General features: G+C 41.6%; 30 protein-coding genes, 1 pseudogene and 2 other annotated features. Of the genes and pseudogenes, 24 read left to right on the forward strand and 7 right to left on the reverse strand.

Going from position 1 to position 26,845, the window contains the following annotated elements:
* The first annotated feature begins 6 nt into the window (after nt 1–6).
* Both KJR31_RS00160 and KJR31_RS00165 read left to right on the forward strand, forming a co-directional pair.
* Complete coding sequence (locus tag KJR31_RS00160) at nt 7–1,488, forward strand: UDP-glucose--hexose-1-phosphate uridylyltransferase (protein ID WP_214261535.1); 1,482 nt, start codon at nt 7–9, stop codon at nt 1,486–1,488.
* 69 nt (nt 1,489–1,557) lie between these two features.
* A complete protein-coding gene (locus tag KJR31_RS00165) occupies nt 1,558–1,962 on the forward strand; it encodes a PaaI family thioesterase (protein ID WP_036759319.1) in 405 nt (134 codons plus the stop codon).
* A gap of 106 nt (nt 1,963–2,068) precedes the next feature.
* Here the strand turns inward: KJR31_RS00165 and KJR31_RS00170 are convergent, their stop codons facing one another.
* The 3 genes from KJR31_RS00170 to KJR31_RS00180 form a co-directional block, all read right to left on the reverse strand.
* Entirely contained in the window at nt 2,069–2,662 is a 594-nt protein-coding gene (locus tag KJR31_RS00170; protein WP_214261536.1) for a helix-turn-helix domain-containing protein, read from the reverse strand.
* A 170-nt stretch (nt 2,663–2,832) separates the two neighbouring features.
* Entirely contained in the window at nt 2,833–3,219 is a 387-nt protein-coding gene (locus KJR31_RS00175) for a bleomycin resistance protein (protein ID WP_214261537.1), read from the reverse strand.
* An 11-nt stretch (nt 3,220–3,230) separates the two neighbouring features.
* Nucleotides 3,231–4,058, reverse strand: coding sequence for an exodeoxyribonuclease III (locus tag KJR31_RS00180; RefSeq protein ID WP_214261538.1), 828 nt, complete (start codon nt 4,056–4,058; stop codon nt 3,231–3,233).
* Between the two features lie 262 nt (nt 4,059–4,320).
* Between KJR31_RS00180 and KJR31_RS00185 the strand changes: the two genes are divergently transcribed.
* The 12 genes from KJR31_RS00185 (at nt 4,321) to trpA (ending at nt 17,954) form a co-directional block, all read left to right on the forward strand.
* Nucleotides 4,321–6,066 (forward strand): ABC transporter ATP-binding protein, encoded by a 1,746-nt coding sequence (locus KJR31_RS00185; protein ID WP_214261539.1) that lies wholly within the window; start codon nt 4,321–4,323, stop codon nt 6,064–6,066.
* The gene (locus KJR31_RS00190; RefSeq protein ID WP_214261540.1) at nt 6,056–7,798 is read left to right on the forward strand and encodes an ABC transporter ATP-binding protein; all 1,743 of its coding nucleotides are present in this window, start codon (nt 6,056–6,058) and stop codon (nt 7,796–7,798) included. The genes KJR31_RS00185 and KJR31_RS00190 overlap by 11 nt, the downstream gene beginning before the upstream one ends.
* A gap of 106 nt (nt 7,799–7,904) precedes the next feature.
* Nucleotides 7,905–8,597: a sugar transferase gene (locus tag KJR31_RS00195; protein WP_214261541.1), complete on the forward strand. Its 693-nt coding sequence runs from the start codon at nt 7,905–7,907 to the stop codon at nt 8,595–8,597.
* 38 nt (nt 8,598–8,635) lie between these two features.
* A complete protein-coding gene (locus KJR31_RS00200; protein ID WP_214261542.1) occupies nt 8,636–9,862 on the forward strand; it encodes a DegT/DnrJ/EryC1/StrS family aminotransferase in 1,227 nt (408 codons plus the stop codon).
* Between the two features lie 65 nt (nt 9,863–9,927).
* Nucleotides 9,928–10,152, forward strand: a binding site (T-box leader).
* Between the two features lie 63 nt (nt 10,153–10,215).
* A complete protein-coding gene (gene trpB, locus KJR31_RS00205; protein WP_214261543.1) occupies nt 10,216–11,394 on the forward strand; it encodes a tryptophan synthase subunit beta in 1,179 nt (392 codons plus the stop codon).
* Nucleotides 11,391–11,617 (forward strand) — a binding site (T-box leader). It overlaps the preceding gene by 4 nt.
* Before the next feature lie 71 nt (nt 11,618–11,688).
* Nucleotides 11,689–13,050, forward strand: a complete 1,362-nt coding sequence (gene trpE, locus KJR31_RS00210) for an anthranilate synthase component I (protein WP_214261544.1) — start codon at nt 11,689–11,691, stop codon at nt 13,048–13,050.
* On the forward strand, nt 13,047–13,613 hold the full coding sequence (locus KJR31_RS00215) for an aminodeoxychorismate/anthranilate synthase component II (RefSeq protein ID WP_214261545.1): 567 nt from the start codon (nt 13,047–13,049) through the stop codon (nt 13,611–13,613). Before trpE ends, KJR31_RS00215 begins: the two co-directional genes overlap by 4 nt.
* Nucleotides 13,614–13,623: 10 nt before the next feature.
* Nucleotides 13,624–14,628 (forward strand): anthranilate phosphoribosyltransferase, encoded by a 1,005-nt coding sequence (gene trpD, locus KJR31_RS00220; protein ID WP_214261546.1) that lies wholly within the window; start codon nt 13,624–13,626, stop codon nt 14,626–14,628.
* The gene (gene trpC, locus KJR31_RS00225; RefSeq protein WP_214261547.1) at nt 14,625–15,392 is read left to right on the forward strand and encodes an indole-3-glycerol phosphate synthase TrpC; all 768 of its coding nucleotides are present in this window, start codon (nt 14,625–14,627) and stop codon (nt 15,390–15,392) included. Before trpD ends, trpC begins: the two co-directional genes overlap by 4 nt.
* Nucleotides 15,379–15,978 carry a phosphoribosylanthranilate isomerase gene (locus tag KJR31_RS00230; protein WP_214261548.1) on the forward strand — a complete coding sequence of 200 codons (600 nt, stop codon included), beginning with the start codon at nt 15,379–15,381 and terminating at the stop codon, nt 15,976–15,978. Before trpC ends, KJR31_RS00230 begins: the two co-directional genes overlap by 14 nt.
* The gene (trpB, locus tag KJR31_RS00235; RefSeq protein WP_214261549.1) at nt 15,956–17,179 is read left to right on the forward strand and encodes a tryptophan synthase subunit beta; all 1,224 of its coding nucleotides are present in this window, start codon (nt 15,956–15,958) and stop codon (nt 17,177–17,179) included. Before KJR31_RS00230 ends, trpB (KJR31_RS00235) begins: the two co-directional genes overlap by 23 nt.
* Nucleotides 17,172–17,954 carry a tryptophan synthase subunit alpha gene (trpA, locus tag KJR31_RS00240; RefSeq protein ID WP_214261550.1) on the forward strand — a complete coding sequence of 261 codons (783 nt, stop codon included), beginning with the start codon at nt 17,172–17,174 and terminating at the stop codon, nt 17,952–17,954. Before trpB (KJR31_RS00235) ends, trpA begins: the two co-directional genes overlap by 8 nt.
* Here trpA and KJR31_RS00245 read toward each other — a convergent pair.
* From KJR31_RS00245 to KJR31_RS00255, 3 genes and pseudogenes are all read right to left on the reverse strand, one after another.
* A pseudogene (locus tag KJR31_RS00245) lies at nt 17,923–18,057 on the reverse strand (prepilin peptidase); the annotation flags it as partial. The gene trpA and the pseudogene KJR31_RS00245 sit on opposite strands and share 32 nt — an antisense overlap.
* 125 nt (nt 18,058–18,182) lie before the next feature.
* The gene (locus KJR31_RS00250; RefSeq protein ID WP_214261551.1) at nt 18,183–18,899 is read right to left on the reverse strand and encodes an EcsC family protein; all 717 of its coding nucleotides are present in this window, start codon (nt 18,897–18,899) and stop codon (nt 18,183–18,185) included.
* Nucleotides 18,900–18,949: 50 nt separating this feature from the next.
* Nucleotides 18,950–19,606: a prepilin peptidase gene (locus KJR31_RS00255; RefSeq protein WP_214261552.1), complete on the reverse strand. Its 657-nt coding sequence runs from the start codon at nt 19,604–19,606 to the stop codon at nt 18,950–18,952.
* A 70-nt stretch (nt 19,607–19,676) separates the two neighbouring features.
* On the opposite strand from KJR31_RS00255, the gene KJR31_RS00260 reads away from it, so the two are divergent.
* The 8 genes from KJR31_RS00260 to KJR31_RS00295 all read left to right on the forward strand — a co-directional run bounded on the left by KJR31_RS00260 (nt 19,677) and on the right by KJR31_RS00295 (nt 23,605).
* A complete protein-coding gene (locus tag KJR31_RS00260) occupies nt 19,677–20,132 on the forward strand; it encodes a GNAT family N-acetyltransferase (protein ID WP_214262511.1) in 456 nt (151 codons plus the stop codon).
* An 85-nt stretch (nt 20,133–20,217) separates the two neighbouring features.
* A complete protein-coding gene (gene truA, locus KJR31_RS00265) occupies nt 20,218–20,967 on the forward strand; it encodes a tRNA pseudouridine(38-40) synthase TruA (protein WP_214261553.1) in 750 nt (249 codons plus the stop codon).
* Nucleotides 20,957–21,730, forward strand: a complete 774-nt coding sequence (locus tag KJR31_RS00270; RefSeq protein WP_214261554.1) for a bifunctional hydroxymethylpyrimidine kinase/phosphomethylpyrimidine kinase — start codon at nt 20,957–20,959, stop codon at nt 21,728–21,730. Before truA ends, KJR31_RS00270 begins: the two co-directional genes overlap by 11 nt.
* On the forward strand, nt 21,708–22,175 hold the full coding sequence (locus KJR31_RS00275; RefSeq protein ID WP_214261555.1) for an ECF transporter S component: 468 nt from the start codon (nt 21,708–21,710) through the stop codon (nt 22,173–22,175). Before KJR31_RS00270 ends, KJR31_RS00275 begins: the two co-directional genes overlap by 23 nt.
* A 51-nt stretch (nt 22,176–22,226) precedes the next feature.
* A complete protein-coding gene (locus KJR31_RS00280; protein ID WP_024053574.1) occupies nt 22,227–22,451 on the forward strand; it encodes a YqgQ family protein in 225 nt (74 codons plus the stop codon).
* Nucleotides 22,452–22,456: 5 nt separating this feature from the next.
* Nucleotides 22,457–22,837 carry a rhodanese-like domain-containing protein gene (locus KJR31_RS00285; protein ID WP_214261556.1) on the forward strand — a complete coding sequence of 127 codons (381 nt, stop codon included), beginning with the start codon at nt 22,457–22,459 and terminating at the stop codon, nt 22,835–22,837.
* A gap of 93 nt (nt 22,838–22,930) precedes the next feature.
* On the forward strand, nt 22,931–23,158 hold the full coding sequence (locus KJR31_RS00290) for a DUF4190 domain-containing protein (RefSeq protein ID WP_214261557.1): 228 nt from the start codon (nt 22,931–22,933) through the stop codon (nt 23,156–23,158).
* A gap of 195 nt (nt 23,159–23,353) precedes the next feature.
* Nucleotides 23,354–23,605 carry a hypothetical protein gene (locus KJR31_RS00295; RefSeq protein WP_214261558.1) on the forward strand — a complete coding sequence of 84 codons (252 nt, stop codon included), beginning with the start codon at nt 23,354–23,356 and terminating at the stop codon, nt 23,603–23,605.
* Between the two features lie 185 nt (nt 23,606–23,790).
* Here KJR31_RS00295 and KJR31_RS00300 read toward each other — a convergent pair whose 3' ends face one another.
* Nucleotides 23,791–24,516, reverse strand: a complete 726-nt coding sequence (locus tag KJR31_RS00300; RefSeq protein WP_214261559.1) for a 16S rRNA pseudouridine(516) synthase — start codon at nt 24,514–24,516, stop codon at nt 23,791–23,793.
* Between the two features lie 161 nt (nt 24,517–24,677).
* On the opposite strand from KJR31_RS00300, the gene typA reads away from it, so the two are divergent.
* Together typA and KJR31_RS00310 are read left to right on the forward strand one after the other, a co-directional pair.
* On the forward strand, nt 24,678–26,519 hold the full coding sequence (gene typA, locus KJR31_RS00305; protein WP_214261560.1) for a translational GTPase TypA: 1,842 nt from the start codon (nt 24,678–24,680) through the stop codon (nt 26,517–26,519).
* 19 nt (nt 26,520–26,538) lie between these two features.
* Nucleotides 26,539–26,793, forward strand: a complete 255-nt coding sequence (locus KJR31_RS00310; protein WP_214261561.1) for a DUF3165 family protein — start codon at nt 26,539–26,541, stop codon at nt 26,791–26,793.
* Nucleotides 26,794–26,845: the final 52 nt, after the last annotated feature.

Below are 26,845 nucleotides of genomic sequence, written 5' to 3' on the forward strand. Positions count from 1 at the left end.
TTTCTAGTGACCTTAGTAGAAAATTTTGTGACTAAAGTCATTGCAGAAAGTAGCTTTGAAGAGTTGGATCGGATTTATTTGACCAATCGTGTTTTAGCACTAGTTGGAGATGGTGCTCTGGAAGTTAAGACTGACCAGGATAACTTGATTGATCTCAAAGATCAGCTTGTCGAGGAAGCCGTTCGCTTGGAAACGATTGAAGATAGTCTGGCTGCGCGTGAAATTCTCGGTGCAGACCTCATGGACTTGGTAACCCCTTGTCCAAGTCAGGTCAATCGTGACTTTTGGGCTACCTATGCCCAGTCACCAGAGCAGGCGATTGCGGACTTCTACCAACTCAGTCAGAAGAATGACTACATCAAACTAAAGGCTATCGCAAAGAATATTGCTTATCGTGTACCGTCTGACTACGGTGAACTGGAGATTACCATCAATCTGTCTAAGCCTGAAAAGGATCCAAAGGAGATTGCGGCAGCTAAGTTGGTTAAATCCAGTAACTATCCTCAATGTCAGCTCTGTATGGAAAATGAAGGCTATCATGGTCGTGTCAATCATCCTGCTAGAAGCAATCATCGTATTATACGTTTTGATATTTCTGGGCAGGAGTGGGGCTTCCAGTATTCGCCTTACGCTTACTTTAATGAGCACTGTATTTTCCTAGACAGCCAACATCGTCCCATGGCTATTAGTCGCCAAAGTTTTAAACGTTTGTTAGCGATTGTGGAGCAGTTCCCAGGCTACTTTGCTGGTTCAAATGCTGACCTACCAATTGTTGGTGGTTCAATCTTGACCCATGATCATTACCAAGGTGGGCGCCATGTATTCCCAATGGAAGTGGCTCCTATTCAGAAAAGCTTTACCTTTGAAGGTTTTGAATCAGTCAAAGCAGGAATTGTTCAGTGGCCTATGTCTGTGATTCGATTGACGTCGGATTCAAAAGACGAGCTGACCAACCTTGCTGAGAAAATCTTACTTTCTTGGCGTCAGTATTCAGATCCAAGTGTGAAGGTCTTGGCAGAAAGTAATGGAACACCGCATCACACTATCACACCGATAGCCCGTAAGCGAGATGGGCAGTTTGAGTTGGATTTGGTCTTGAGAGACAATCAAACATCTCCAGAGCATCCAGATGGTATCTATCATCCCCACAAGGATGTCCAACATATCAAGAAGGAAAATATCGGCTTGATAGAGGTTATGGGATTGGCTATCTTGCCACCACGCTTGAAGGAAGAAGTGGAGCAGGTTGCAGCTTACCTGGTTGGAGAGGATGTTTCAGTAGCAGATTATCACCAAGAATGGGCGGATGAGTTGAAGGAATCCCATCCTGGATTGACTGACAAAGACCAAGCTCTTAATATCGTTCAAGAATCTGTTGGAAAAATCTTTGCTCGAGTTTTGGAAGATGCAGGAGTTTACAAGCAAACAGAAGAAGGACAAGTTGCCTTTATGCGCTTTGTGGAGCAGGTTGGAGTTTTACCTGAATAAGTGCTTCTCTCTTGCGTAGAGTCTTGAAAAGTAGTATCATAGTGTCGTTTGAAATATCAGGAGGAACGTATGAAAGATTTTCACTTTGACGCTATATCTGCCTTTGAAAATTACGAAATCGAAAAAATGAGAGATGGTCACGTTGTGGTAACAACAAAAGTAGTGGACTCTTCACTCAACTATTATGGAAATGCCCATGGAGGCTATCTATTTACCCTATGTGACCAAATCAGTGGTCTTGTGGTGATTTCGCTTGGTTTAGACGGAGTGACACTCCAGTCATCCATCAACTATCTGAAAGCAGGAAATCTAGGGGATGTTCTCACTATCAAAGGAGAATGTGTCCATCATGGACGTACCACTTGTGTCGTCGATGTTGATATCACCAACCAAGATGGCCGAAATGTCTGCAAGGCAACCTTCACCATGTTTGTCACAGGCCAACGGTCTGAAGATAGACAGGTGAGGATATAAATTAAAATGAGTAGATAGTTACGCCCTAAAAACCCAGAGTGTGTTCACTATCCACAACTCTATAAATTTTAATACATTTAAAAAGCGAGGTCTGATGACTTCGCTTTTATTTGATAGTGAAGAAAGTATGTAAGAGCCAATAAAATAGCAGAGCAAAAGCGCCAATTCCAAGGCCAAATAGAATGGGAAGGATGATTCTTTGGTAGGGAGCCTTACCCCTTTCTTCAGCTTCTTCAATCTCGCTAAGGTTACGTCCTTGAACATAGGCGACAATCTGTCGATAGGTGCGAAGATTATGCTGTTTCTTGAATTTTTCAATGCGTAGAGCGTAGAACATAGCGATAGCAAAAATCAAGCAACTAATAGCGATACCATACCAATCCAAATAAAGAATTAAGGGTATGCTGATGATAGGAAAACCAAATAGCAGTATGCTAAAGATTATTCCATCTTTTTGATAACGTATAAATTCTTGGTCGTGAATAATTTGTTTCATAGTTTCCAAATCTCCTTTTACTAGTTTGTCTAATGACACTTCAAAGACCTTGCTCAGCAAGAGTAGGTTTTGAATATCAGGGTAGGTCGCGCCACGCTCCCAGTTGGAAATGGATTGGCGACTGACAAAAATTATTTCAGCTAAATCATATTGAGATAAGTTTTTCTTTTTACGATAGTGCTGGATTTGTTTTCCGACTTGCATAAAATTTCCTCGCTTTCTGATTTCATTCTACTCAATTATACAAAAAACGGCTATCAAAGTTCTTTGACATGTTGATTTCATAGGCTTTAGCAAAGGTTTTGGTCACTGGATTTACAGGTCTGTCAATTCATGTTTACCTACTGAAAAAGAGGCTATCAGCCTCCTTTTTCTTATTCACTAAATCTTAAAAAATAGCCATCTGGATCCAAAACTGCAAATTCATGGGGATAAATAAAGCTATCTCCCACTCGAAATTTTCTTTTTGTCAGCGGACGATGGATAGGATATTCAGCTTCCAGCAGTTTTTGGTGGAGCTGAGGGACATCCTTGATGCCAAAGGAAATATTGACACCGCGTCCGAAAGGATAAGTCAGTTGGGATAATTCTTCTGCGTTGCCTTCTTCTAGCATTAGCTGGCAGTCTTCAAGCGAAAGGAAGAGAAACTTTTCCTCAGGACGCTCGTATTCGACAGAGAATCCCAATAAGTCGCAGTAGAAGTGACACGATTTCTCGATATCCGATACGACAAATTCAGGGATGACAGCTTGATAGTCCATTCGTTTTCTCCTTAGAAATCAATCTCCATCACAATCGGTGTGTGGTCTTGGCGTGCTCCTGAGTCAATCATATCTGACTTGGTAACCTTGTCTGCTACACGGTTACTTGTGAGCCAGTAGTCGATTCTCCAGCCTGTATTGTTGATTTTTGAAGTCTTGCTGCGTTGCGCCCACCAAGTATAGCGTTCTGGAACGTCTCCATGGATATGACGGAAAGTGTCTGTAAATCCTTTGGCTAAAAGATTTGTAAATCCTTCACGTTCTTCGTCTGTGAAACCTGGTGAACGGCGGTTGCTGGCTGGGTTGGCAAGGTCAATTTCCTTGTGGGCAACATTGTAGTCCCCAGTTGCTAGGACAGGTTTTTGCTGGTCTAGTTCAGCCAAGTACTCAGCATATTTGACATCCCAAACTTGACGTTCTTCCAAGCGTTTAAGACCATCTCCAGCATTAGGAGTATATACTTGAGTCACGAAAAATGTATCAAATTCTAGAGTGATGATACGACCTTCAGAGTCCATGGTAGAAGGTGCACCGATTTCTGGGAAGCTGATGCTTGGAGTCAGTTCTTTCTTGTAGAGGAACATGGTTCCAGCATAGCCTTTACGGGCAGGCTCTTGAGAGGAACGCCAAGTATTTTCATATCCGGGGAAGAGTTCTTCCAGTATCTCAAGGTGTTTTTTAGTAGGTCCTGTAGCTGAGAGCTTGGTTTCTTGGATAGCGATGATATCAGAGTCTTCGGCTACCAAGGTTTGGAGGACGTCTTGTGATAATTTCGCACGCGCAGAGTCGCTCGTGAGTGCAGCGTTGAGGGAATCAATATTCCATGAGATCAGTTTCATAATGTTTACCTTTTCATTCAGATTATAGACAATATTATACCAGAAAAAGCAGTAATTCCCCAGCGTATAGTTTGAAAAATCAAGGTCATTCCTTTATAATAAAGAATGATTTATGTAAAGGATTGAAAATAAATGAAATGTTACTCCTATGAATATCTTTATCGATGAGTATGACAAGGTTCAAGTAAGTGTCGTCACCTATGAATAAGAAAAACCTGAGGCAGTCGCCTCAGGTTTCCATTTGTCATTAGAAAGGAATTTTATGTCCATCATCCAAAAACTTTGGTGGTTTTTTAAATTAGAAAAACGCCGTTACCTAGTTGGAATTGTAGCTCTGATTTTGGTTTCTGTGCTCAACCTCATCCCACCTATGGTTATGGGGAGAGTAATTGATGCCATCACTTCGGGACGATTAACACAGGATGAGCTCTTGCTTCATCTCTTTTATCTCCTGCTAGCAGCTTTTGGGATGTACTATCTGCGTTACGTTTGGCGCATGTATATTCTAGGGACTTCCTACCGACTGGGACAAATCATGCGTTCAAGACTATTTGAGCACTTTACAAAAATGTCGCCTGCATTTTATCAGAATTATCGAACAGGGGATTTGATGGCACACGCAACCAATGATATCAATGCCCTGACTCGTCTAGCCGGTGGGGGAGTTATGTCGGCAGTAGATGCCTCTATCACAGCCTTAGTAACTTTGTTGACCATGCTCTTTAGCATTTCTTGGCAGATGACCTTGGTTTCCATTCTTCCCTTGCCATTTATGGCCTATGCGACTAGTCGCCTGGGGAGAAAGACCCATAAGGCTTTTGGGGAATCGCAAGCAGCCTTTTCTGAACTCAACAATAAGGTTCAGGAATCTGTGTCAGGAATTAAGGTAACCAAATCCTTTGGCTATCAGTCTGATGAATTGGCATCTTTCCAGGAAGTCAATGATTTGACCTTCCAAAAGAATCTGCAAACCATGAAATATGATAGTCTCTTTGACCCGATGGTTCTGCTTTTTGTTGGTTCTTCCTATGCTTTAACTCTCTTGGTCGGTGCCTTTATGGTACAAGCAGGACAGGTAACTGTTGGGAATCTGGTCACTTTTATCTCTTACTTGGATATGCTGGTCTGGCCCTTGATGGCAATTGGTTTTCTCTTTAATATTACTCAGAGAGGGAAAGTCTCTTATCAACGGATTGAGAGCCTCTTGTCCCAAGAGTCACCTGTCAAAGATCCAGAATCTCCACTTGACGGGATTGAAAATGGGCGTTTGGACTATGCTATTGATAGTTTTGCCTTTGAAGACGAGGAGACGCTGCAAGATATTTACTTTAGTCTCGAAAAAGGCCAAACACTGGGTTTGGTTGGGCAAACTGGTTCAGGAAAAACAGCTCTGATTAAGTTGCTCCTACGTGAGTATGATGTTGACCAAGGAGCTATTTATCTAAATGGTCATGACATTCGGGACTATCGACTAGCTGACTTACGTAGTTTGATGGGTTACGTCCCACAGGATCAATTTCTCTTTGCCAGCTCTATCCTAGATAATATCCGCTTTGGAAATCCTGACCTGCCTTTCTCAGAAGTAGAAGAAGCAACTAAGCTGGCTCAAGTCTATCAAGATATTCAAGCCATGCCCCAGGGATTTGATACAGTTATCGGCGAGAAAGGAGTCAGTCTATCTGGTGGACAAAAGCAACGTCTGGCTATGAGTCGGGCTATGATTTTAAATCCTGATATCTTGATTTTAGATGATTCCTTGTCAGCTGTGGATGCTAAGACAGAGTTCGCGATTATCGATAATCTCAAGGAAACTCGTAAAGATAAAACAACCATCATCACTGCCCATCGTCTCAGTGCAGTTGTTCATGCGGATTTGATTTTGGTCATGCAGGATGGTCGTATCATTGAGCGAGGGACACACGAAGACTTACTCGCCTTGGATGGTTGGTATGCACAAACCTACCAGTCTCAACAGTTAGAAATGAAAGGAGAAGAAGATGCGCAATAAACAAGAACAATGGGCTGTATTGAAACGCTTGTTGTCCTATCTCATGCCTTACGGTCTCCTCACCTTTTTAGCACTCGCTTTTCTCCTTACGACGACTGTTATCAAGAGTATCATCCCCTTGGTAGCTTCGCACTTTATCGACCAGTATCTACATAACCTCAACCAGCTTGCTGTTACAGTTTTGCTGGCCTACTATGGACTCTACATTCTTCAAACTATTGTCCAATATGTGGGAAACCTTCTCTTTGCGCGTGTGTCCTATAGCATTGTTAGAGATATTCGACGTGATGCCTTTGCCAATATGGAAAAGCTAGGTATGTCTTATTTTGATAAAACACCTGCAGGTTCTATCGTCTCGCGATTGACCAATGATACTGAGACTATTAGTGATATGTTTTCGGGAATCTTATCCAGCTTTATCTCAGCAGTCTTTATCTTTGTGACGACTCTTTATACCATGCTTGTTCTGGACTATCGTCTGACAGCTTTGGTTCTACTCTTTTTACCCTTGATTTTCCTTTTGGTCAATCTCTACCGTAAAAAATCGGTCAAGGTTATCGAAAAAACCAGAAGTCTCTTGTCAGATATTAACAGTAAGCTGGCAGAAAATATCGAAGGGATTCGCATCATTCAAGCCTTTAACCAAGAAAAGCGCCTGCAAGAAGAGTTTGATGAGATAAATCAGGAACATCTAGTTTACGCTAACCGTTCAGTAGCCTTGGACTCCCTCTTTTTACGTCCGGCCATGAGCTTACTGAAGCTATTGGGGTATGCAGTTTTGATGGCTTATTTTGGCTATCGTGGTCTTTATCTAGGAATAACGGCAGGAACTATGTATGCCTTTATCCAGTACATCAACCGTCTCTTTGATCCGCTCATCGAGGTGACACAGAACTTTTCTACTCTTCAGACATCCATGGTGTCAGCAGGTCGTGTCTTTGCACTTATCGATGAGACCAACTATGAACCGGTCCAAGAAAATGGACAAGCGGAGATTCAAGAAGGAAATATCCGTTTTGAACATGTGTCCTTCTCTTATGACGGAAAACACCAGATTCTTGATGATATCTCCTTTACAGTCAATAAAGGTGAAACCATTGCCTTTGTCGGGCATACTGGCTCTGGGAAATCTTCTATCATTAATGTTCTCATGCGCTTTTATGAATTTCAGTCTGGTCGAGTTCTCCTAGATGGTGTGGATATTCGAGAGTTTCGTCAAGAGGAGCTGAGAAAAAACATCGGGCTGGTCCTACAGGAACCCTTCCTCTATCATGGGACCATTAAGTCCAATATCGCCATGTACCAAGATATCAGCGATGACCAGGTCAAGGCTGCCGCAGAATTTGTCGATGCAGATTCCTTCATTCAGGACCTTCCTTTAGGTTATGATGCCCCTGTATCTGAGCGTGGTTCGAGTTTTTCAACGGGTCAACGTCAACTGCTTGCCTTTGCCAGAACTGTTGCTAGTCAACCTAAAATTCTGATTTTGGATGAAGCGACAGCCAATATCGATTCTGAAACAGAAGCTCTGGTTCAAAATTCCCTAGCTAAGATGAGACAAGGTCGGACAACCATTGCCATCGCCCATCGCCTTTCTACCATTCAAGATGCTAATTGTATCTATGTTCTTGATAAGGGACGCATCATCGAAAGTGGAACCCACGAGGAACTCCTAGCAATGGGTGGAACCTATCACAAGATGTATAGCTTGCAGGCAGGAGCTCTTTCCTAAGAATGAATTCCTTTAAAACACAGATTTCTTGCACTGCCTCTTTCATTTTGTGGTATAATGTAGAATGTTAATAAAGATTATATATAAAAAACAGAGGAGAATGTGCATGCTGAAATGGGATGAACTACCTCAAGAAATGCAATTGAGTGAGGTAAAACCATACTACCAGCTTGTATCTAGAAGAAAAGGCTCACTGATTCTCAAGCGTTGTCTAGATTTGTTTCTAGCCTTAGTCTTGTTAATCTTGACCTCACCCTTATTTCTGATTCTAAGCATTTGGATCAAGCTAGATAGCAAGGGCCCAGTTATTTACAAGCAAGTGCGGGTAACCCAGTACAACCGACATTTCAAGATTTGGAAATTCCGGACTATGGTAACGGATGCGGACAAGAAAGGAAGTCTGGTAACTTCTGCCAATGACAGCCGTATCACAAAAGTTGGAAATTTCATTCGACGTGTCCGTTTGGATGAATTGCCGCAATTGGTTAATGTCCTCAAAGGAGAGATGTCCTTTGTGGGAACTCGTCCAGAAGTACCACGCTACACAGAGCAGTATAGCCCTGAAATGATGGCGACTTTGCTCTTACCTGCAGGGATTACTTCTCTTGCAAGCATTAACTATAAAGATGAGGATGCCATCATCAGTCAAATGACTGCAAAAGGTATGACTGTTGACCAGGCTTATGTGGAAAGAGTCCTTCCAGAAAAAATGCACTTTAACCTAGCCTACCTACGTGATTTCAATTTCTTCGGGGATATTAAAATCATGTTCCAGACTGTATTTGAAGTTTTAAAATAAGTAGTCGCAAGATTGAAACCGATCAAAGGAGTAAAACAATGACAAAGTATAATATTCCATTTTCACCACCTGATATTACCGAAGCTGAAATTGCTGAAGTAGCAGATACCCTCCGTTCTGGTTGGATCACAACAGGTCCAAAGACAAAAGAATTGGAGCGTCGTCTATCTGCCTATACTCAGACACCTAAGACAGTCTGCCTCAACTCTGCAACAGCAGCTCTTGAATTGATCTTGCGCGTGCTTGAAGTGGGTCCTGGCGATGAAGTTATCGTTCCGGCTATGACTTATACAGCATCATGTAGCGTTATCACTCACGTAGGTGCTACACCAGTTATGGTTGACATCCAAGGTGATACCTTTGAAATGGACTATGACAAGCTTGAGCAAGCGATTACTGAGAAGACTAAGGTTATCATCCCAGTTGAGCTAGCAGGTATTATCTGTGACTATGACCGTTTGTTCCAAGTAGTTGAGAAAAAACGTGACCTCTTTACAGCTACTAGCAAGTGGCAAAAAGTCTTTAACCGTATCGTTGTGGTCTCAGATAGCGCCCATGCTTTGGGTTCAACATACAAAGGGCAACCAGCTGGTTCTATTGCAGACTTCACATCATTCTCCTTCCACGCAGTCAAGAATTTTACAACTGCAGAAGGGGGAAGTGCAACTTGGAAAGCTAATCCAGCTATTGATGATGAAGAAATGTACAAGGAATTCCAAATCCTATCTCTTCATGGTCAAACGAAGGATGCGCTAGCTAAGATGCAACTAGGTTCATGGGAATACGATATCGTAACTCCTGCCTACAAGTGCAACATGACGGATATCATGGCTTCAATTGGTTTGGTACAATTGGATCGTTATCCTGGCTTGCTTCAACGTCGTAAAGAAATCGTAACTCGCTATGACCGTGGATTTACAGGAACTCGTATTCACCCATTGGCTCATGAGACAGATACTGTTGAATCTTGTCGTCACCTTTACGTTACCCATGTAGAAGGTGCTAGTCTCGAACAACGCAATCAAATTATCCAAGAATTGGCCAAAGCTGGAATCGCAAGTAACGTTCACTACAAACCGCTTCCACTTTTGACAGCTTATAAGAATCTTGGCTTTGATATGGCAAACTATCCTAAGGCTTATGCCTACTTTGTAAATGAGATTACACTACCACTTCACACGAAATTAACGGATGAAGAAGTAGATTATATCATTGAGACTTTTGTTAGAGTTTCTGAACAAATTCTTGCTTCTTCAAAAAACTAATAAAAAAATTAGTAAAAAATGAACGAAAACGGTTGACAAAGGAAAAACAATAACATATAATTAACTCAACAAATCAGAAAAGTAGTTATTTTTGATCTTCAGGGAGCCTGTGGTTACTGCGAACAGGTGGTTGGAACTAGTGAAATTGGGCTGATTTTAAAAATGAATTTGAAACAATGAAAATTCGGTAGGCACACCTTACAGTGCAACTTGTTGTTAGACAAGGCAGAGATGTAAAGGGGATAATCTCTTTACAATTGAGGTGGTACCGCGTTACAGACGCCCTCACATGGAAGTAGATTCCGTGTGTGGGCTTTTTCATATTTTAGAATAATAGAAAAGAGGAAAAATTTATGACAACAAAAGGATATTTTGGACAATTTGGTGGTAGTTTTGTACCAGAACCAATTCAGGCTTTGCTAGATGAATTGGAAGTGACATTTGAAAAATACAAGGATGATCCAGAATTTTTAGCTGAATATCGCCATTACTTGCAGGACTATTCGGGTCGTGAAACACCACTATACTATGCAGAGAGCTTGACAGAGCACCTAGGTGGAGCTAAGATTTACCTTAAGCGTGAAGACCTGAACCACTTGGGTTCACATAAACTCAATAACGTTTTGGGACAGATTCTTCTTGCCAAACGCATGGGTAAAAAACGTGTCATTGCCGAGACAGGAGCTGGACAGCACGGTGTTGCGACGGCTGCAGCTGCAGCTAAGTTTGGCATGTCCTGCGATGTCTATATGGGGGCAGAAGATGTGGAACGCCAACGTCTTAACGTCTTCCGTATGGAGATGATGGGAGCAACTGTTCACGCAGTTGAAACAGGAACACGTACTCTGAAGGATGCGGTTGATGCAGCCTTTGGAGCCTGGATGAATGACCTTGAAGCTTTCTATGTTCTAGGTTCAGCTGTAGGTCCTCACCCTTATCCAACCATTGTCCATGAGTTTCAAAAAGTCATCAGTGAAGAATCACGTCGTCAAATCTTGGAAAAAGAAGGACGTCTGCCAGATTACGTTATTGCCTGTGTAGGTGGTGGTTCCAATGCTATCGGTGCCTTTTCACAGTATGTAGCTGATGAAGAAGTAAAATTGGTTGGGGTAGAAGCTGCTGGTCACGGTTTAGATACCGACAAACACGCGGCAACAATGACCAAGGGTAGTGTAGGAATTGTCGATGGAATGAAAACCTATGCAGTCTTTGGCGAAGACGGAAATGTTGCACCTGTTTACTCTATCTCTGCTGGTTTAGACTATCCAGGGGTTGGACCAGAACACGCCTTCTTTAAAGACTCTGGTCGTGTAGAATATGTTGCAGCGACTGATGAAGAAGCTGTCCAAGCCTTGCTTTTACTTAGCAAGACTGAAGGAATTATCCCAGCTATTGAAAGCTCCCATGCTATTGCAGAAGCAGTCAAACGAGCACCAAAACTAAGTAAAGATGAGATTATCGTCATCAATGTCTCTGGTCGTGGAGACAAGGACGTAGCTGCTATTGCAGACTACCTTGAAGCTAAAAAATAAAAGATGGAAAAGATACAGAGATTTCTCTCACAGAGAGCTTGTGGTTGCTGAAAACAAGCAGAGAAAGCTGTAAGATTGGGTCCATCTGAAAATGAGAGAAGAAAACATGATTCTCAAGGGAGTGCCCTTTATCGCACAGCCTGTTACAAGAAGGTTCTGAGACAGGATTGAGAGATAGGAGAAATCCTATAATTGAGGTGGCACCGCGAATTTCGTCCTCACGCAAGTTATTTTGCGTGGGGATTTTTTGTAGATTCAACACGGGATTTAAAAAGAACTGAAAGGGAAAATACAATGGAACGAATCATTCATGGAGATGTTTTATCACCAATCTTGGCGTATATGCGCTTGAACGGACAACACAAGGTCATACTTGAAAGTATCCCAAGAGAAAAGGAAAATGCTCGATTTTCTATCTTGGCCTATAATCCAGTTTTTGAGATTAAGTTTGAGAATGGAGTCCTATATCAAAATGGCCAAGTCATTGATCGTGACCCCTTGGATTTTCTCTATGAGGTGACTCATAAGAGCCAGCACCATTCAGACCTACCTTTTGGTGGTGGAGCGATTGGCTTTGTTGGTTACGACATGATTTCTCTTTACGAAGAGATTGGCCAGCTTCCTGAGGATACGATTGGGACACCAGATATGCATTTCTTTGTTTACGAGAGTTATATGGTATTTGACCACAAGAAAGAAAAAATTCATATCATCGAGGATACTCTTTACAGTGATCGAAGCAAAGAAGAACTAGAAGCGGCTTTGGATCAAGTTTTAGAGGAGTTGAAAATCCCTGCTCCAAATGAATTTGAAGACTTGGACGTTTCTCCACTTCAGTTTAGACCACATATTGCACCTCAGAAATTTGAAGAAATAGTAGAAACAGCTCGTGACTTGATTCGCAATGGAGACATGTTCCAATGTGTGCTCAGCCAGCGCTTCTCAGCAGAAGTAACTGGAAATCCTTTTGACTTCTACAGAAATCTCCGAGTAACCAATCCATCAAATTACCTCTACTTTTTTGATTTTGGAGATTATCAAATCATCGGTGCCAGTCCAGAGAGCTTGGTGTCCGTCAAGAATGGCCTTGTGACAACCAATCCAATTGCAGGTACGCGACCTAGAGGTGCCAATGACGAGGAAGATGCAGCACTTGCAACTGATCTACTTTCTGATGAAAAGGAAACGGCAGAACACCGAATGTTGGTGGACTTGGGACGAAATGATATCGGTAGAATTGCTGAAATAGCCAGTGTTCAAGTAACCAAGTATATGGAAGTCGAATTTTTCCGCTATGTCATGCATTTGACTAGCGTCGTTAAAGGGCGTTTGCTTCCTGAACTGACTGCCATGGATGCCTTGAAAGCGACTCTTCCGGCAGGAACAGTATCGGGAGCACCAAAGATTCGGGCCATGAAACGCATCTATGAACTAGAAACAGAGAAGCGAGGCATATATGCAGGAGCTATCGGTTACCTATCAGCAACTGGAGATATGGATTTTGCCATTGCTATCCGAACCATGATTCTTAAAAATAAAACAGCTTACGTACAGGCTGGTGCAGGAATTGTCTATGATTCCATCGCTCAGAACGAATACCAAGAAACGATTAACAAAGCTAAATCTATGACGAGAATGGGAGAACTTAGACCATGATTTTATTGATTGATAATTATGATTCATTTACCTATAACCTAGCCCAATACATCGGGAATTTTGCAGAAGTTCAGGTTTTGAGAAATGATGATCCGCATCTTTATGAACGTGCTGAAAAGGCAGATGGATTAGTCTTTTCTCCTGGTCCAGGCTGGCCAGCTGATGCTGGGAAGATGGAAGAAATGATTCGTGATTTTGCAGGTAAGAAACCGATTCTAGGAATTTGTCTGGGACACCAAGCTATCGCAGAAGTCTTTGGTGGCAAGTTGGGCTTGGCACCAAAAGTCATGCATGGGAAACAAAGTCAGATTCGATTTGAGGCTCCGTCAGTTCTCTATCAAGGGATTGAGGACAATCGTCCAGTCATGCGTTACCACAGTATTTTAATTGAAGAGATGCCAGAAGACTTTGAAGTGACAGCTCGTTCGATAGATGATCAAGCTATCATGGGGATTCAACACAAAACCTTGCCGATTTATGGCTTGCAGTATCATCCAGAAAGTATTGGGACGCCGGATGGCTTATCTTCTATTCAGAATTTTATCGAGAAGGTTGTAAAGTGAGGAAAACAAGATGAAAGAAATTATTGAAAAATTAGCAAACTTTGAAGATCTATCAAGTGTTGAAATGACAGATGTGATTGAACGCATCGTGACAGGGCGAGTGACAGAAGCACAAATCGCTTCACTGCTTTTAGCCCTTAAAATGAAGGGAGAAACACCTGAAGAAAGAACAGCCCTCGCTCAAGTTATGAGAGGACATGCTCAACATATTCCAACAAACATTCAAGATGCCATGGATAATTGTGGTACCGGTGGAGATAAGTCATTTAGCTTTAACATTTCAACAACTGCAGCTTTTGTCTTGGCAGGTGGGGGAATCCACATGGCCAAACATGGTAATCGCTCTATTTCTTCTAAATCTGGTTCGGCAGATGTCTTGCAAGCTTTGGGAATTAATATTGACCTTAAACCATCACAACTGGGTAAGGTATTTGACCAAACAGGAATCGTCTTTCTCTTTGCCAAAAACATGCACCCAGCCATGAAATACATTATGCCAGCTCGTTTGGAGTTGGGAATTCCAACTATCATGAATTTGACAGGACCTCTCATCCATCCAATGGTTTTGGAAACACAGCTTCTAGGAATCAGTCGTCCTGAACTTTTGGAAAGTACTGCTCAGGTTTTGAAAAATATGGGTCGCAAACGTGCCATCGTAGTTGCTGGTCCAGAAGGATTGGATGAGGCTGGTTTGAATGGAACTACTAGCATCGCCCTCCTTGAAGATGGAGAAATCACTTTATCAACCTTTACTCCAGAAGATTTGGGTATGGAGCGCATCGCTATTGAGGACATTCGTGGGGGAAATGCTCATGAGAATGCAGCCATTCTTGTTAGCGTTCTTAATAACGAACCAAGTCCATTCTTGGAAACAACAGTCTTAAATGCAGGTCTCGGATTCTACGCCAATGGGAAAGCAAACAGTATCAAGGACGGAGTTGAATTGGCACGTCAAGTGATTGCCAGTGGTAAGGCTCTTGAAAAACTAAGACTATTACAGGAGTACCAAAGATGAGTCAGGAATTTTTGAAACGTATCTTGGAGCAGAAGGCGCGTGAAGTTGAAAAGATGGAGCGAGAGGAGCTTCAGCCCTTGCGTGCTACTTATCGCTTGGCTGAATATTTAAAAAACCACCAAGACCGTTTGCAAATCGTTGCTGAGGTCAAAAAGGCAAGCCCAAGTCTGGGTGATATCAACCTTGATGTGGATATCGTACAACAGGCCCAGACTTACGAGGATAACGGAGCAGTTATGATTTCTGTTCTGACAGATGAGGTTTTCTTTAAAGGTCATTTGGATTATCTGCGAGAGATTTCTAGTCAGGTAGAGATTCCGACGCTGAACAAGGATTTTATCATCGATGAAAAGCAAATTATCCGTGCTCGAAATGCTGGTGCAACAGTCATCTTGCTCATCGTAGCGGCATTATCCGAGAAACGATTGAAGGAACTTTACGACTACGCGACAGAGCTTGGCTTAGAAGTTTTGGTAGAAACTCACAATCTATCGGAACTAGAAGTAGCTCATCGCCTTGGAGCTCAAATTATCGGTGTCAACAATCGCAATTTAACCACTTTTGAAGTCGACTTGCAGACCAGCGTAGACTTAGCCAAATACTTCAAGGATGATTGCTTCTACATTTCCGAATCTGCCATTTTTACAGGACAGGATGCGAAACGTGTTGCACCATACTTTAACGGAATTTTGGTGGGAACGGCTCTTATGCAGGCAGAAGATGTAGCCCAGAGAATCAAGGAGTTGCAGATTGACAAAGGTTAAGATTTGCGGATTATCGACAAAAGGAGCAGTAGAAACAGCTGTGTCGGTAGGAGTCGACTACATCGGTTTTGTCTTTGCTCCTAGCAAAAGACAGGTGACCTTGGATCAGGCTGCTGAGTTGGCTGAGATCATTCCTGCAGATGTAAAAAAGGTTGGGGTATTTGTTTCACCAAGTCGGGCCCAACTGCTAGAAGCGATCAACAAAGTTGGCTTGGACTTGGTTCAAATTCATGGTCAAGTGCCGGATGATTTATTTGAGAATTTGCCTTGTGCCAGTATTCAAGCTGTTCAGGTCGATGGAGAGGGTCATGTACCCAATTCTCAGGCAGATTATCTACTCTTTGATGCCCCTGTGGCGGGGAGTGGCCAGACCTTTGATTGGGGGCAACTGGATACGACAGAACTAGCCCAGCCTTTCTTCATCGCGGGCGGACTAAATGAGGACAATGTAGCAAGAGCGATTCAGCATTTCTCTCCCTATGCAGTAGATGTATCAAGCGGAGTGGAAACAGACGGACAAAAAGATCATGAAAAGATTAGAAGATTTATAGAGAGGGTAAAGCATGGCATATCAAGAACCAAATAAAGACGGATTTTACGGGAAATTCGGTGGACGTTTTGTCCCAGAAACATTGATGACAGCAGTATTGGAGTTGGAAGAGGCTTATCGTGAAAGTCAGGCAGATCCAAGTTTCCAAGAGGAATTAAACCAACTCTTGCGCCAGTATGTGGGACGTGAAACGCCTCTTTACTACGCAAAAAACTTGACCCAGCATATCGGCGGAGCCAAGATTTATCTCAAACGTGAAGACCTCAACCATACAGGCGCCCACAAGATTAACAATGCCTTAGGACAAGTTTTACTGGCTAAACGTATGGGCAAAAAGAAAATTATTGCTGAAACAGGTGCTGGTCAGCATGGTGTAGCAACTGCGACTGCGGCAGCCCTCTTTAACATGGAATGTACAATCTACATGGGTGAGGAAGATGTCAAACGCCAAGCCCTCAATGTCTTCCGTATGGAACTTTTGGGAGCCAAGGTGGAAGCTGTAACAGATGGTTCGCGCGTGCTCAAGGATGCAGTCAATGCAGCCCTTCGTTCTTGGGTAGCCAACATCGATGATACCCACTATATCCTTGGTTCTGCCTTGGGGCCTCATCCTTTTCCAGAAATTGTGCGTGATTTTCAAAGTGTTATCGGTCTAGAAGCTAAACAACAGTACCGTGACTTGACAGGGCAAGATTTGCCAGATGCCCTAGTAGCCTGTGTTGGTGGTGGTTCTAATGCTATCGGTCTCTTCCATCCATTTGTGGAAGATGAATCTGTAGCTATGTATGGAGCTGAAGCGGCAGGACTTGGTGTGGATACAGAGCATCACGCAGCTACCTTGACCAAGGGTCGCCCAGGAGTTCTTCACGGTTCTCTCATGGATGTTCTCCAAGATGCCCATGGACAAATCTTAGAAGCCTTCTCTATCTCAGCAGGTTTGGACTACCCAGGTATCGGTCCAGAACATTCTCATTACCACGATATCAAGCGTGCGACCTATGTTCCTGTGACAGATGAGGAAGCCTTGGAAGGCTTCCAACTCTTGTCTCGTGTGGAAGGGATTATCCCAGCCTTAGAGTCTAGTCACGCTATCGCCTTTGCGGTGAAATTAGCCAAAGAACTTGGCCCAGACAAGTCTATGATTGTCTGTCTATCAGGTCGCGGGGACAAAGATGTAGTTCAAGTTAAAGACCGCTTGGAAGCAGACGCAGCAAAGAAGGGAGAAGCTCATGCCTAAGACACTAACAGAAAAACTGAACGCTATCAAAGCAACTGGAAAGGGAATTTTTGTCCCCTATATTATGGCTGGAGATCACGAAAAAGGATTAGATGGTCTCGGTGAAACAATTCACTTTTTAGAAAATTTAGGTGTGTCTGCCATTGAGGTAGGAGTTCCTTTCTCGGATCCGGTTGCAGATGGTCCTGTTATCGAAGAAGCAGGCTTGCGCAGTCTAGCTCGCGGGACCTCTACCCAGGCTTTGGTTGAAACTTTGAAAACCATTGAAACAGAAATTCCGCTTGTCATCATGACCTACTTTAACCCCCTCTTTCAGTACGATGTGGAGAAATTGGTTAAAGATCTTGCTGATACAGCAGTCAAGGGCTTGATTATACCAGACCTCCCTCATGAGCACGCTAACTTTGTAGAGCCCTTTTTGGCAGGTACAGACATTGCCTTGATTCCACTTGTCAGCTTGACGACAGGAATTGACCGTCAAAAGGAACTCATTGAGGGAGCTGAAGGTTTTGTCTATGCAGTTGCTATCAATGGGGTGACAGGGAAGTCAGGCAATTACCGAGATGACTTGGACAAGCACTTGGCTCAACTTCATCAAGTGGCTGACATTCCAGTTTTAACAGGATTTGGTGTATCCACTCAGACTGATGTAGAACGCTTCAATGCTGTATCAGACGGTGTTATCGTCGGTTCCAAGATTGTTAAGGCTCTGCATGAAGGACAAATAGCAGAAATCGCTGACTTTATCCGAGAAGCAGTAGCTTACCAAAAATAATCATACAAGCAGCAAGCAAGAGGAAAGGCACAAAAGGAAGTCTTTCCTTTTTCTTTAGTAGGAGAAAGACTAGAATGCCGGTTTTGGAGGCAAATGAAGTAATCTGATTAAATGATAGCCATCAGATAATTTGATGCATATAAAAAATAAAAAGCCCTCTTTGAGGGCAGAAATTTATGTTAATTTTATTCGATAAGTATGAAGATAATAAAAGAATATAAGACTTTTTTATTGTATTTCATCCATATCAATAATTAAGTCATCTCCAAGATTAATTCCATTAGAAGTGAAGACACTTAGTGCATGATTTGCAATAACTTGTGTAGAAATAGTATCAACTCCTGCTCCAATAAGTGCACCTGCTACAGGAATCATTTTCCCTAAGTTGACTACTCCTTTTTGTCCGAATTTCGTAACCAATCGAAATCCAACTGCTTGATTGATTTTCTTTAGCACCTCTCCAGGAATTTTTTTAATCATTCCTTGGGCTAATTTCTCAGCCACTACAATCCCAGCTTTCTTTGCAATATCAGCTACAGTAGTTCCTGTAAGTGCTGCATATACAAAAGTCTGGACCTGATCACTTTTTAAGTCGTATCCACGCATATAAGCAATGGTAGCAATCATTCTCATTTGAACTAAAATTACGGATGTCACATTTGCAGGGATAGTTACTGGTAAAGTTAAAATTCCTCCGAATCCAGTGACAAAGCCAGATAGAGCGGCTTTACTAGTTTGAAAAGCAATCATTTTTGAAATAGCAGTATCAACATTGTCGTTCTTTAGGTAATCATCCGCTAATTCTTGAATTGTTTTTTGTCCAGGAATTCCATTAATAGTTGTATCGTAAGCCCAATCAAGAACTTGCATCATTGAATTTTCATCAATTTTTGGAACTTCTAGTTTTGGGAGTTCAAAGTTTATATTTGGCAACTCAAATTTCATAATAATTCTCCTATTTTTGCTATATTTAGTATACAATATTACAAATATATTTACAATAATAATTTGTAGAAAATAATCAAACAAGCAGCCAGCAAGAGGAAAGGTACAAAAGGTAGTCTTTCCTTTTTCTTTAGTAGGAGAAAGGCTAGAATGCCAGTTGTGGAAGAAAATTGAATTAAAAACAGCATTTCAGTTAGGCTAAAAATAAGTGCACAAGAAGCCAGAAAGAGAAAATCCCCTGCACCTATGCGGATATCGATAAAGTGAGCCAAAATTCCCAAGATAAGAAAGAAAATCATAACTAGATTCCAACCACAGCAAACCATGAGGATTAGGTGGAAAGTCAGCCAGACTAGTAAGGGATATTCCTGATGGCGAAAGTCATAGATGCCCAAAGTCAAGCCGGCAGTTATCAAGATAACTTGCCCCAAAGTTAAAAATCCTACAGACTCAGCTAGAAAGAGCAGTCCCAAGGACAACTCAAAGAAAGCATACCAGACAGGATAGCTTGACTTGCAATAGCGACAGCGAAAGCGATTGAATACCTGTGAGAGAAATGGAATCAAATCCAGTGGTCTCAAGCGAGTCTGACAAGAATCACAGTGACTAGCAGGGAAAACAATGGATTGCTCAGGGAAACGATCAATAACCAATCCAAGAAAGGAAGCAAAAATAGCTCCAACAAGAAAAAAGTAAAGGTGAATCATACTTATTAATTCGGAAAAAATAAGAGAAAGAGTATAATAGTTGGATAAAGGAGAAATTTTAGGAGCAAATATGAAAATTAACTTTGAAAAAGGACTTCAGATAGAAAATGCCCAACTCATTTGTCGCTGGTCTAATGCTTTGGGAGAAAGTTTTCAGAAGCAATGGATGGGACCAATGATTCCTTTTCCCTTGACAATTCAAGTCTTGCAAGATTTTGAAGGAATTTTTTCAATATTTGATGGACAAGAGTTTGTGGGGCTTATCCAGAAAATCAGGCTAGAAGACAGGAATCTTCATATCGGGAGATTTTTTATCAACCCCCAGAAACAGGGGCAGGGCTTAGGTAGCCAGGCTTTAAGGAAATTTGTCAGTTTAGCCTTTGAAAATGAAGACATAGATACTATTTCTCTAAATGTCTATGAGGCAAATCAAAGAGCTCAGAATCTTTACCAAAAAGAAGGATTTGAAATTGTTCAAACCATTGAAGTTCCAGAACGTAAATACATAATGAGAAAATCTAGGTAAGGACTAGATGATATCGAGGACTGTACCCGTACATTTTTTAGTTTTCAAACTTGTTGCAGAGAAATTTTCTTGATAAAATAGATATATGACTAGATATAAAGCAATCATTTCCTATGATGGCTACGCTTTTGCTGGTTTTCAGCGGCAACCACACGCGCGTAGTGTCCAAGAGGAAATTGAAAAAACTTTAACCAAACTAAATAAAGGACAGGCCGTTACCATTCATGGCGCTGGGCGAACGGACAGTGGGGTCCATGCACTAGGGCAGGTCATCCACTTTGACCTCCCCTATCAGATGGATGAGGAAAAGCTTCGTTTCGCTCTCGATACCCAAAGTCCTGAAGACATCGACGTGATTTCGATTGAGATAGTGGCGGATGATTTTCATTGTCGTTATGCTAGGCACAGCAAGACCTATGAGTTTATCGTGGATAGAGGGCGTCCTAAAAATCCCATGCGTCGCCATTATGCGACCCATTATCCTTATCCGCTAGATGTGGAACGCATTCAAAAGGCTGTAAAGAAATTAGAAGGAACCCATGATTTTACCGGTTTTACTGCTGCCGGAACAAGTGTGGAGGACAAGGTAAGAACAATCACGGAAGCCAGTCTCAGGGTTGATGAAACAGGGCAGTTTTTGACCTTTACTTTCTCTGGAAATGGTTTCCTCTATAAGCAGATTCGAAATATGGTCGGAACCCTGCTTAAAATTGGTAATAACCGTATGCCCATTGAACAGATTGACCTCATCTTGGAGAAAAAAGACAGACAGTTGGCAGGTCCAACTGCAGCACCTAATGGATTGTATTTAAAGGAGATTCGTTATGAAGAATAATCGTATTTTAGCACTTTCAGGAAATGATATTTTTAGTGGTGGTGGATTGGCAGCTGACCTTGCGACCTATACTTTAAATGGTCTGCATGGTTTTGTGGCCATGACCTGCTTGACTGCCTTGACTGAAAATGGTTTTGAAGTCTTTCCGACAGATGAGACTATTTTCCAACAACAGCTGGATAGCCTTAAGAGCGTAGACTTTGGAGGGATTAAGATAGGTCTATTACCAACGGTCGGTGTTGCTGAGAAAGCTCTCAACTTTATCAAGGAGCGTGCAGGAGTGCCTGTCGTATTAGATCCTGTTCTCGTTTGTAAGGAAACGCATGATGTTGCAGTCAGCGAGCTCTGTCAAGAGTTGATTCGCTTTTTCCCTTATGTATCTGTCATTACTCCTAACCTTCCTGAGGCAGAATTGCTTGCAGATCAAAAGATTGAAAGTCTGGATGATATGAAAGCTGTAGCTCAGAAATTACATGACTTAGGAGCGCCAGCAGTCATTATCAAGGGAGGGAATCGCCTCAGTCAGGATAAGGCTGTGGATGTCTTTTATGATGGAGAGAATTTCACTATTCTTGAAAATCCAGTCATCCAAGGACAAAATGCAGGTGCAGGATGTACCTTTGCATCCAGCATTGCTAGCCAGCTAGTCAAGGGAGAAGAACTCTTGCCAGCAATAGAAAGTTCTAAAGCCTTTGTTTACCGTGCCATTGCACAAGCAGATCAGTATGGAGTGAGACAGTATGAAGCAAACCAAAACAACTAAAATCGCCCTATTATCTATACTAACTGCTCTATCAGTAGTTTTAGGTTATATTGTAAAAATCCCAACTCAAACAGGAATCTTAACTCTTTTAGATGCTGGTATCTTCTTCACCGCTTTTTATTATGGTCGCCGGGAAGGAGCCGTTGTCGGAGGGCTAGGAGGTTTCATTATTGACCTGATCTCAGGCTATCCTCATTGGATGTTCTTCAGCTTGCTTTTCCATGGTTTGCAGGGTTATTTTGCAGGTTTTAAAGGGAAATGGCAATGGCTTGGATTAGTTTTGGCAACTTTTATCATGGTAGCCGGTTATGCATGTGCAACTTCTTGGATGAAAGGTTGGGGTGTAGCTCTGACGGATATTCCTCACAATTTGTTGCAGAATTTTGTTGGAATGATTGTTGGCTATCTTCTCTATCAGAGTATTAAGAAAATTAGTAAGCAGTAAAAAGGAAGTCTTCCCTGGGAACTATTGAAAAAAATCTGATTTTTTGCTAAAATGAAAGCTATGAAAACACTCTACGATGTGCAACAATTTCTCAAACAGTTCGGCATTCTTGTCTATATGGGCAAACGTCTTTATGACATTGAATTAATGAAGATTGAACTATCTCGAATCTATGATGCTGGCTTGATGGATAAGCTAGATTATTTAGAAGCGGAAGCTGTTCTGCGCAGAGAGCACAAACTAGAATTAGACTATTTAGAGAAAAATGGAGATTAAGTATTATGGTAACTTGGGTTTTGTGGGGACTTGTCGTAGCAATGTTAGCATGGATGGGATACAACTATCTTCGCATTCGTCGTGCAGCGAAGATTGTTGACAATGCAGAGTTTGAGTCTTTGATTCGTACCGGTCAGTTGATTGACTTGCGTGATCCGTCAGACTTCCACAGAAAACATATCCTCGGAGCTCGTAATATTCCTTCAAACCAATTGAAGACAAGTTTGGCAGCTCTTCGCAAGGATAAACCTGTCCTTCTCTATGAAAACCAACGTGCACAACGTGTTACAAATGCAGCACTTTTCTTAAAAAAACAAGGTTTCTCAGAAATTTATATCCTCTCTTACGGGTTGGATTCTTGGACAGGCAAGGTTAAGACTAGCTAATAATGTGAAATAAAGTTGTCACATATGTTTAATATACAGTTCTAGCTTTTTATGATATAATTAATTTGTATTAAATTTAAGGAGTTTTTTATTATGCAAGAAAAGAAAAAAGCCTCACTTGTTTTAGGTATTCTATCTATCGTCCTTGGTTTGCTATCTCCAATCATAGGACTTATTTTGGGGATTATTGGCCTTGTCTTGGCTAATTCACATCAAAATCAATCTGGACTAGTGTATAAAACAGAAAAAATTCTCAATATCGTAGGGATTGTCATTTCTGTACTTAACTGGATTGCAGGACTTATCTTAATGATGCATTAATCAGGGTTCTAACAAAAAAAGCTTTAGTTTTAAAGCTTTTTTTGTTTGATCCAATCTTCTCGAAATAGGTATGAATCATTCTAATGCTTCTTGACTCAGGGGCAAGTTTACATATAGCAAAATTGATTACACCGTAGATAAAATCTCTTTATATGGTATAATGAATCTGTGATAAATTTAAGGAGTTTTTATAATATGGATACACAAGAAAAGAAAAAAACTTCATTTGTTTTAGGTATCATATCTATCATAGCTGCCTTTGGATTTCCAGTGTTAAGTATTATTTTTGGTATTTTTGGTTTGGTCTTGGCACATTCGCATCAAAAAGAGTCTGGACTAGACTATAAGACAGAAAAAATTCTCTCTATTTTAGGGCTTGTGTTAGGGCTTGTAATTTCTGCACTTTTTTGTATCGTATTAATCTCACAACTTTCGAGAATTAATTAAAGAGTTTGGGACAAAAATTCTAGCCTCTCAATTGTTTATGGATTGTCGAGCAAGACGCAGTGGTTGAGTGGGCTCTACTACGCTGATTTCATCAGCTTTTACAGCCCTACTCAACTGTGCGGAGGTGGGACGACGAAATCGAATTCTAACGAATTACCGATTTCTGTCCCACTCTCTTTTTTGTTTTATCCACTTTTCGTTAAGTAGTTTTTAATGATTTTCAATTCCTCTTGGTTCAAGGGACGGTATTGCCCCTCTGCTAGCTCTGAATCTAATGTGAAATCCCCAAACTGAACTCGTTTTAGAGCAGTGACCTTGACACCGACTGAGAGGAACATTTTTTTAACCTGATGAAATTTTCCTTCAGAGATGGTGATAGTGGCTCTGCTGAGACTAGGACTTGAAGATAGAATCTCAAGTTGAGCAGGTTTACAGCTAGTTCCATCTAAAAAGATAATCCCATCTTTGAATTGTTGGATGTGATCGGATAAGAGCGGTCCATTGACTTCAACTTGATAAGTTTTATCTACATGATATTGAGGATGGAGAAGTTGAAAACCAAGAGGGCCATTATCAGTCAAGAGAAGAAGTCCTGTTGTGTCTCGATCTAGTCGACCGATTGCATAGAGCTGATCCGACTGGAGGTGTTGAGGGAGTAAATCCATAACTGTTGGCAGTTTCTTGTCCTTACTTGCTGTCACGACACCACTTGGTTTGTGGAGCATGAGATAGGTGTGCTCATATCCTTGGATTTTTCTATCCTGAAAAATCACCTCTTGCAATCCTGTATCGATATTCTGTGAAAGGGAAGTAGCAGGAAATCTATCTACCATGATTTCCTTTTTCAGGAGAGCCTGTTTCATGGTTTTTCGACTGATTTTTTCCTGGGCCAATAAATTATCTAAACGCATACCAGCTTATCTTATCACAAGTCGGGATTTTTGAAAAGAAAAGATAAGCCATGAATTTTCTTTTGAAAACATTTACACTTACTTGAGTTAAGTCATTTGCTTAAAATTGTGGTATAATTGCTCAGTTAGAAAATAAATTTTTGAATATAACAGAGGAAATCATGACAAAATTAAGAGAAGATATCCGTAATATCGCGATTATCGCCCACGTCGACCACGGTAAAACAACCCTCGTTGACGAATTATTAAAACAATCTGAAACACTTGACGCGCGTACAGAATTAGCTGAGCGTGCTATGGACTCAAACGATATTGAAAAAGAGCGTGGAATCACTATCCTTGCGAAAAATACAGCAGTTGCCTACAACGGAACTCGTATTAATATCATGGACACGCCAGGACACGCGGACTTCGGTGGAGAAGTTGAGCGGATCATGAAAATGGTTGACGGTGTTGTTTTGGTCGTAGATGCTTACGAAGGAACAATGCCTCAGACCCGTTTTGTTTTGAAAAAAGCCTTGGAGCAAGATCTTGTTCCGATCGTTGTAGTTAACAAAATCGACAAACCATCAGCTCGTCCAGCAGAAGTAGTAGATGAAGTTTTGGAACTTTTCATCGAACTTGGTGCAGATGATGATCAGCTTGACTTCCCAGTAGTCTATGCTTCAGCAATCAACGGAACATCTTCATTGTCAGATGATCCAGCCGACCAAGAAAAGACTATGGCGCCAATCTTTGATACCATTATTGATCACATTCCAGCTCCAATTGATAACTCAGATGAGCCACTTCAATTCCAAGTGTCACTCTTGGACTACAATGATTTCGTTGGTCGTATCGGTATCGGACGTGTTTTCCGTGGTACTGTTAAGGTCGGAGACCAAGTTACTCTTTCTAAACTTGATGGTACAACCAAGAACTTCCGTGTTACAAAACTCTTTGGTTTCTTTGGTTTGGAACGTCGTGAAATCCAAGAAGCTAAGGCTGGTGACTTGATTGCCGTATCAGGTATGGAAGACATCTTCGTTGGGGAAACAATCACTCCAACAGATGCAGTTGAAGCTCTTCCAGTTCTTCATATCGACGAACCTACTCTTCAAATGACCTTCTTGGTTAACAACTCACCATTTGCTGGTCGTGAAGGTAAATGGGTTACTTCTCGTAAGGTTGAAGAACGTTTGCAAGCTGAGCTGCAAACAGACGTATCTCTTCGTGTAGATCCAACAGACTCACCAGATAAATGGACAGTTTCAGGACGTGGGGAATTGCACTTGTCAATCCTCATCGAGACTATGCGTCGTGAAGGTTATGAGCTTCAAGTATCTCGTCCAGAAGTTATCGTCAAAGAAATCGATGGTGTGAAGTGTGAGCCATTTGAGCGCGTGCAAATCGATACACCAGAAGAATACCAAGGTTCTGTTATCCAAAGCCTTTCTGAGCGTAAGGGTGAAATGTTGGACATGATTGCAACTGGAAACGGGCAAACTCGCTTGGTCTTCCTTGTTCCTGCGCGTGGTTTGATTGGATACTCAACTGAGTTCTTGTCAATGACTCGTGGTTACGGAATCATGAACCACACTTTCGATCAATACTTGCCATTGATTCCAGGTGAAATCGGTGGACGTCACCGTGGTGCTCTCGTTTCTATCGATGCTGGTAAGGCTACAACTTACTCTATCATGTCTATCGAAGAACGTGGTACTATCTTTGTCAACCCAGGTACCGAGGTTTACGAAGGAATGATCATCGGTGAAAACTCTCGTGAAAATGACTTGACTGTTAATATCACGAAAGCAAAACAAATGACCAACGTTCGTTCCGCTACTAAGGACCAAACAGCGGTTATTAAAACTCCTCGTATCTTGACACTTGAAGAATCACTTGAGTTCTTGAATGACGATGAGTACATGGAAGTAACGCCTGAATCGATTCGTTTGCGTAAACAAATCCTTAACAAGGCAGAGCGTGAGAAAGCAAACAAAAAGAAAAAATCAGCTGAATAAGAGCTAGAAAGAGATAAAGATGGTCTATTTAATCATAGGGATACTCTTATTACTACTCTATGTATTTGCGACACCTCAAAGTATCAAGGGGACGGTCAATGTTGTAATATTAGTCTTTGGATTTGTTGCCCTCGTAATCTTGTTGCTCTTGTCTGCCCTGCAGATTTTCCAACTTCCAGCAGAAATCTTTATTACATTGGGAATGCTGGCTCTTACTTACTTTAGTTTGAGAGACATCAGTCTCATGTCGATTCGAAAGAAGCGCGAAAATTAAATCTATTCATAACAAAAAACTTCTATCAGCAACTAGTTTGCCGATAGAAGTT

Origin of the sequence: Streptococcus infantis (genome assembly GCF_018499575.1) — a bacterium.
GTDB lineage: Bacteria > Bacillota > Bacilli > Lactobacillales > Streptococcaceae > Streptococcus > Streptococcus infantis_K.

Excerpts from the sequence above, each read along its gene's own strand:
- KJR31_RS00165 (WP_036759319.1), top strand. The coding sequence starts at position 1,558 with ATGAAAGATTTTCACTTTGACGCTATATCTGCCTTTGAAAATTACGAA.
- KJR31_RS00170 (WP_214261536.1), bottom strand. The coding sequence starts at position 2,662 with ATGCAAGTCGGAAAACAAATCCAGCACTATCGTAAAAAGAAAAACTTA.
- KJR31_RS00175 (WP_214261537.1), bottom strand. The coding sequence starts at position 3,219 with ATGGACTATCAAGCTGTCATCCCTGAATTTGTCGTATCGGATATCGAG.
- KJR31_RS00180 (WP_214261538.1), bottom strand. The coding sequence starts at position 4,058 with ATGAAACTGATCTCATGGAATATTGATTCCCTCAACGCTGCACTCACG.
- KJR31_RS00185 (WP_214261539.1), top strand. The coding sequence starts at position 4,321 with ATGTCCATCATCCAAAAACTTTGGTGGTTTTTTAAATTAGAAAAACGC.
- KJR31_RS00190 (WP_214261540.1), top strand. The coding sequence starts at position 6,056 with ATGCGCAATAAACAAGAACAATGGGCTGTATTGAAACGCTTGTTGTCC.
- KJR31_RS00195 (WP_214261541.1), top strand. The coding sequence starts at position 7,905 with ATGCTGAAATGGGATGAACTACCTCAAGAAATGCAATTGAGTGAGGTA.
- KJR31_RS00200 (WP_214261542.1), top strand. The coding sequence starts at position 8,636 with ATGACAAAGTATAATATTCCATTTTCACCACCTGATATTACCGAAGCT.
- trpB (WP_214261543.1), top strand. The coding sequence starts at position 10,216 with ATGACAACAAAAGGATATTTTGGACAATTTGGTGGTAGTTTTGTACCA.
- trpE (WP_214261544.1), top strand. The coding sequence starts at position 11,689 with ATGGAACGAATCATTCATGGAGATGTTTTATCACCAATCTTGGCGTAT.
- KJR31_RS00215 (WP_214261545.1), top strand. The coding sequence starts at position 13,047 with ATGATTTTATTGATTGATAATTATGATTCATTTACCTATAACCTAGCC.
- trpD (WP_214261546.1), top strand. The coding sequence starts at position 13,624 with ATGAAAGAAATTATTGAAAAATTAGCAAACTTTGAAGATCTATCAAGT.
- trpC (WP_214261547.1), top strand. The coding sequence starts at position 14,625 with ATGAGTCAGGAATTTTTGAAACGTATCTTGGAGCAGAAGGCGCGTGAA.
- trpB (WP_214261549.1), top strand. The coding sequence starts at position 15,956 with ATGGCATATCAAGAACCAAATAAAGACGGATTTTACGGGAAATTCGGT.
- trpA (WP_214261550.1), top strand. The coding sequence starts at position 17,172 with ATGCCTAAGACACTAACAGAAAAACTGAACGCTATCAAAGCAACTGGA.
- KJR31_RS00250 (WP_214261551.1), bottom strand. The coding sequence starts at position 18,899 with ATGAAATTTGAGTTGCCAAATATAAACTTTGAACTCCCAAAACTAGAA.
- KJR31_RS00255 (WP_214261552.1), bottom strand. The coding sequence starts at position 19,606 with ATGATTCACCTTTACTTTTTTCTTGTTGGAGCTATTTTTGCTTCCTTT.
- KJR31_RS00260 (WP_214262511.1), top strand. The coding sequence starts at position 19,677 with ATGAAAATTAACTTTGAAAAAGGACTTCAGATAGAAAATGCCCAACTC.
- truA (WP_214261553.1), top strand. The coding sequence starts at position 20,218 with ATGACTAGATATAAAGCAATCATTTCCTATGATGGCTACGCTTTTGCT.
- KJR31_RS00270 (WP_214261554.1), top strand. The coding sequence starts at position 20,957 with ATGAAGAATAATCGTATTTTAGCACTTTCAGGAAATGATATTTTTAGT.
- KJR31_RS00275 (WP_214261555.1), top strand. The coding sequence starts at position 21,708 with ATGAAGCAAACCAAAACAACTAAAATCGCCCTATTATCTATACTAACT.
- KJR31_RS00280 (WP_024053574.1), top strand. The coding sequence starts at position 22,227 with ATGAAAGCTATGAAAACACTCTACGATGTGCAACAATTTCTCAAACAG.
- KJR31_RS00285 (WP_214261556.1), top strand. The coding sequence starts at position 22,457 with ATGGTAACTTGGGTTTTGTGGGGACTTGTCGTAGCAATGTTAGCATGG.
- KJR31_RS00290 (WP_214261557.1), top strand. The coding sequence starts at position 22,931 with ATGCAAGAAAAGAAAAAAGCCTCACTTGTTTTAGGTATTCTATCTATC.
- KJR31_RS00295 (WP_214261558.1), top strand. The coding sequence starts at position 23,354 with ATGGATACACAAGAAAAGAAAAAAACTTCATTTGTTTTAGGTATCATA.
- KJR31_RS00300 (WP_214261559.1), bottom strand. The coding sequence starts at position 24,516 with ATGCGTTTAGATAATTTATTGGCCCAGGAAAAAATCAGTCGAAAAACC.
- typA (WP_214261560.1), top strand. The coding sequence starts at position 24,678 with ATGACAAAATTAAGAGAAGATATCCGTAATATCGCGATTATCGCCCAC.
- KJR31_RS00310 (WP_214261561.1), top strand. The coding sequence starts at position 26,539 with ATGGTCTATTTAATCATAGGGATACTCTTATTACTACTCTATGTATTT.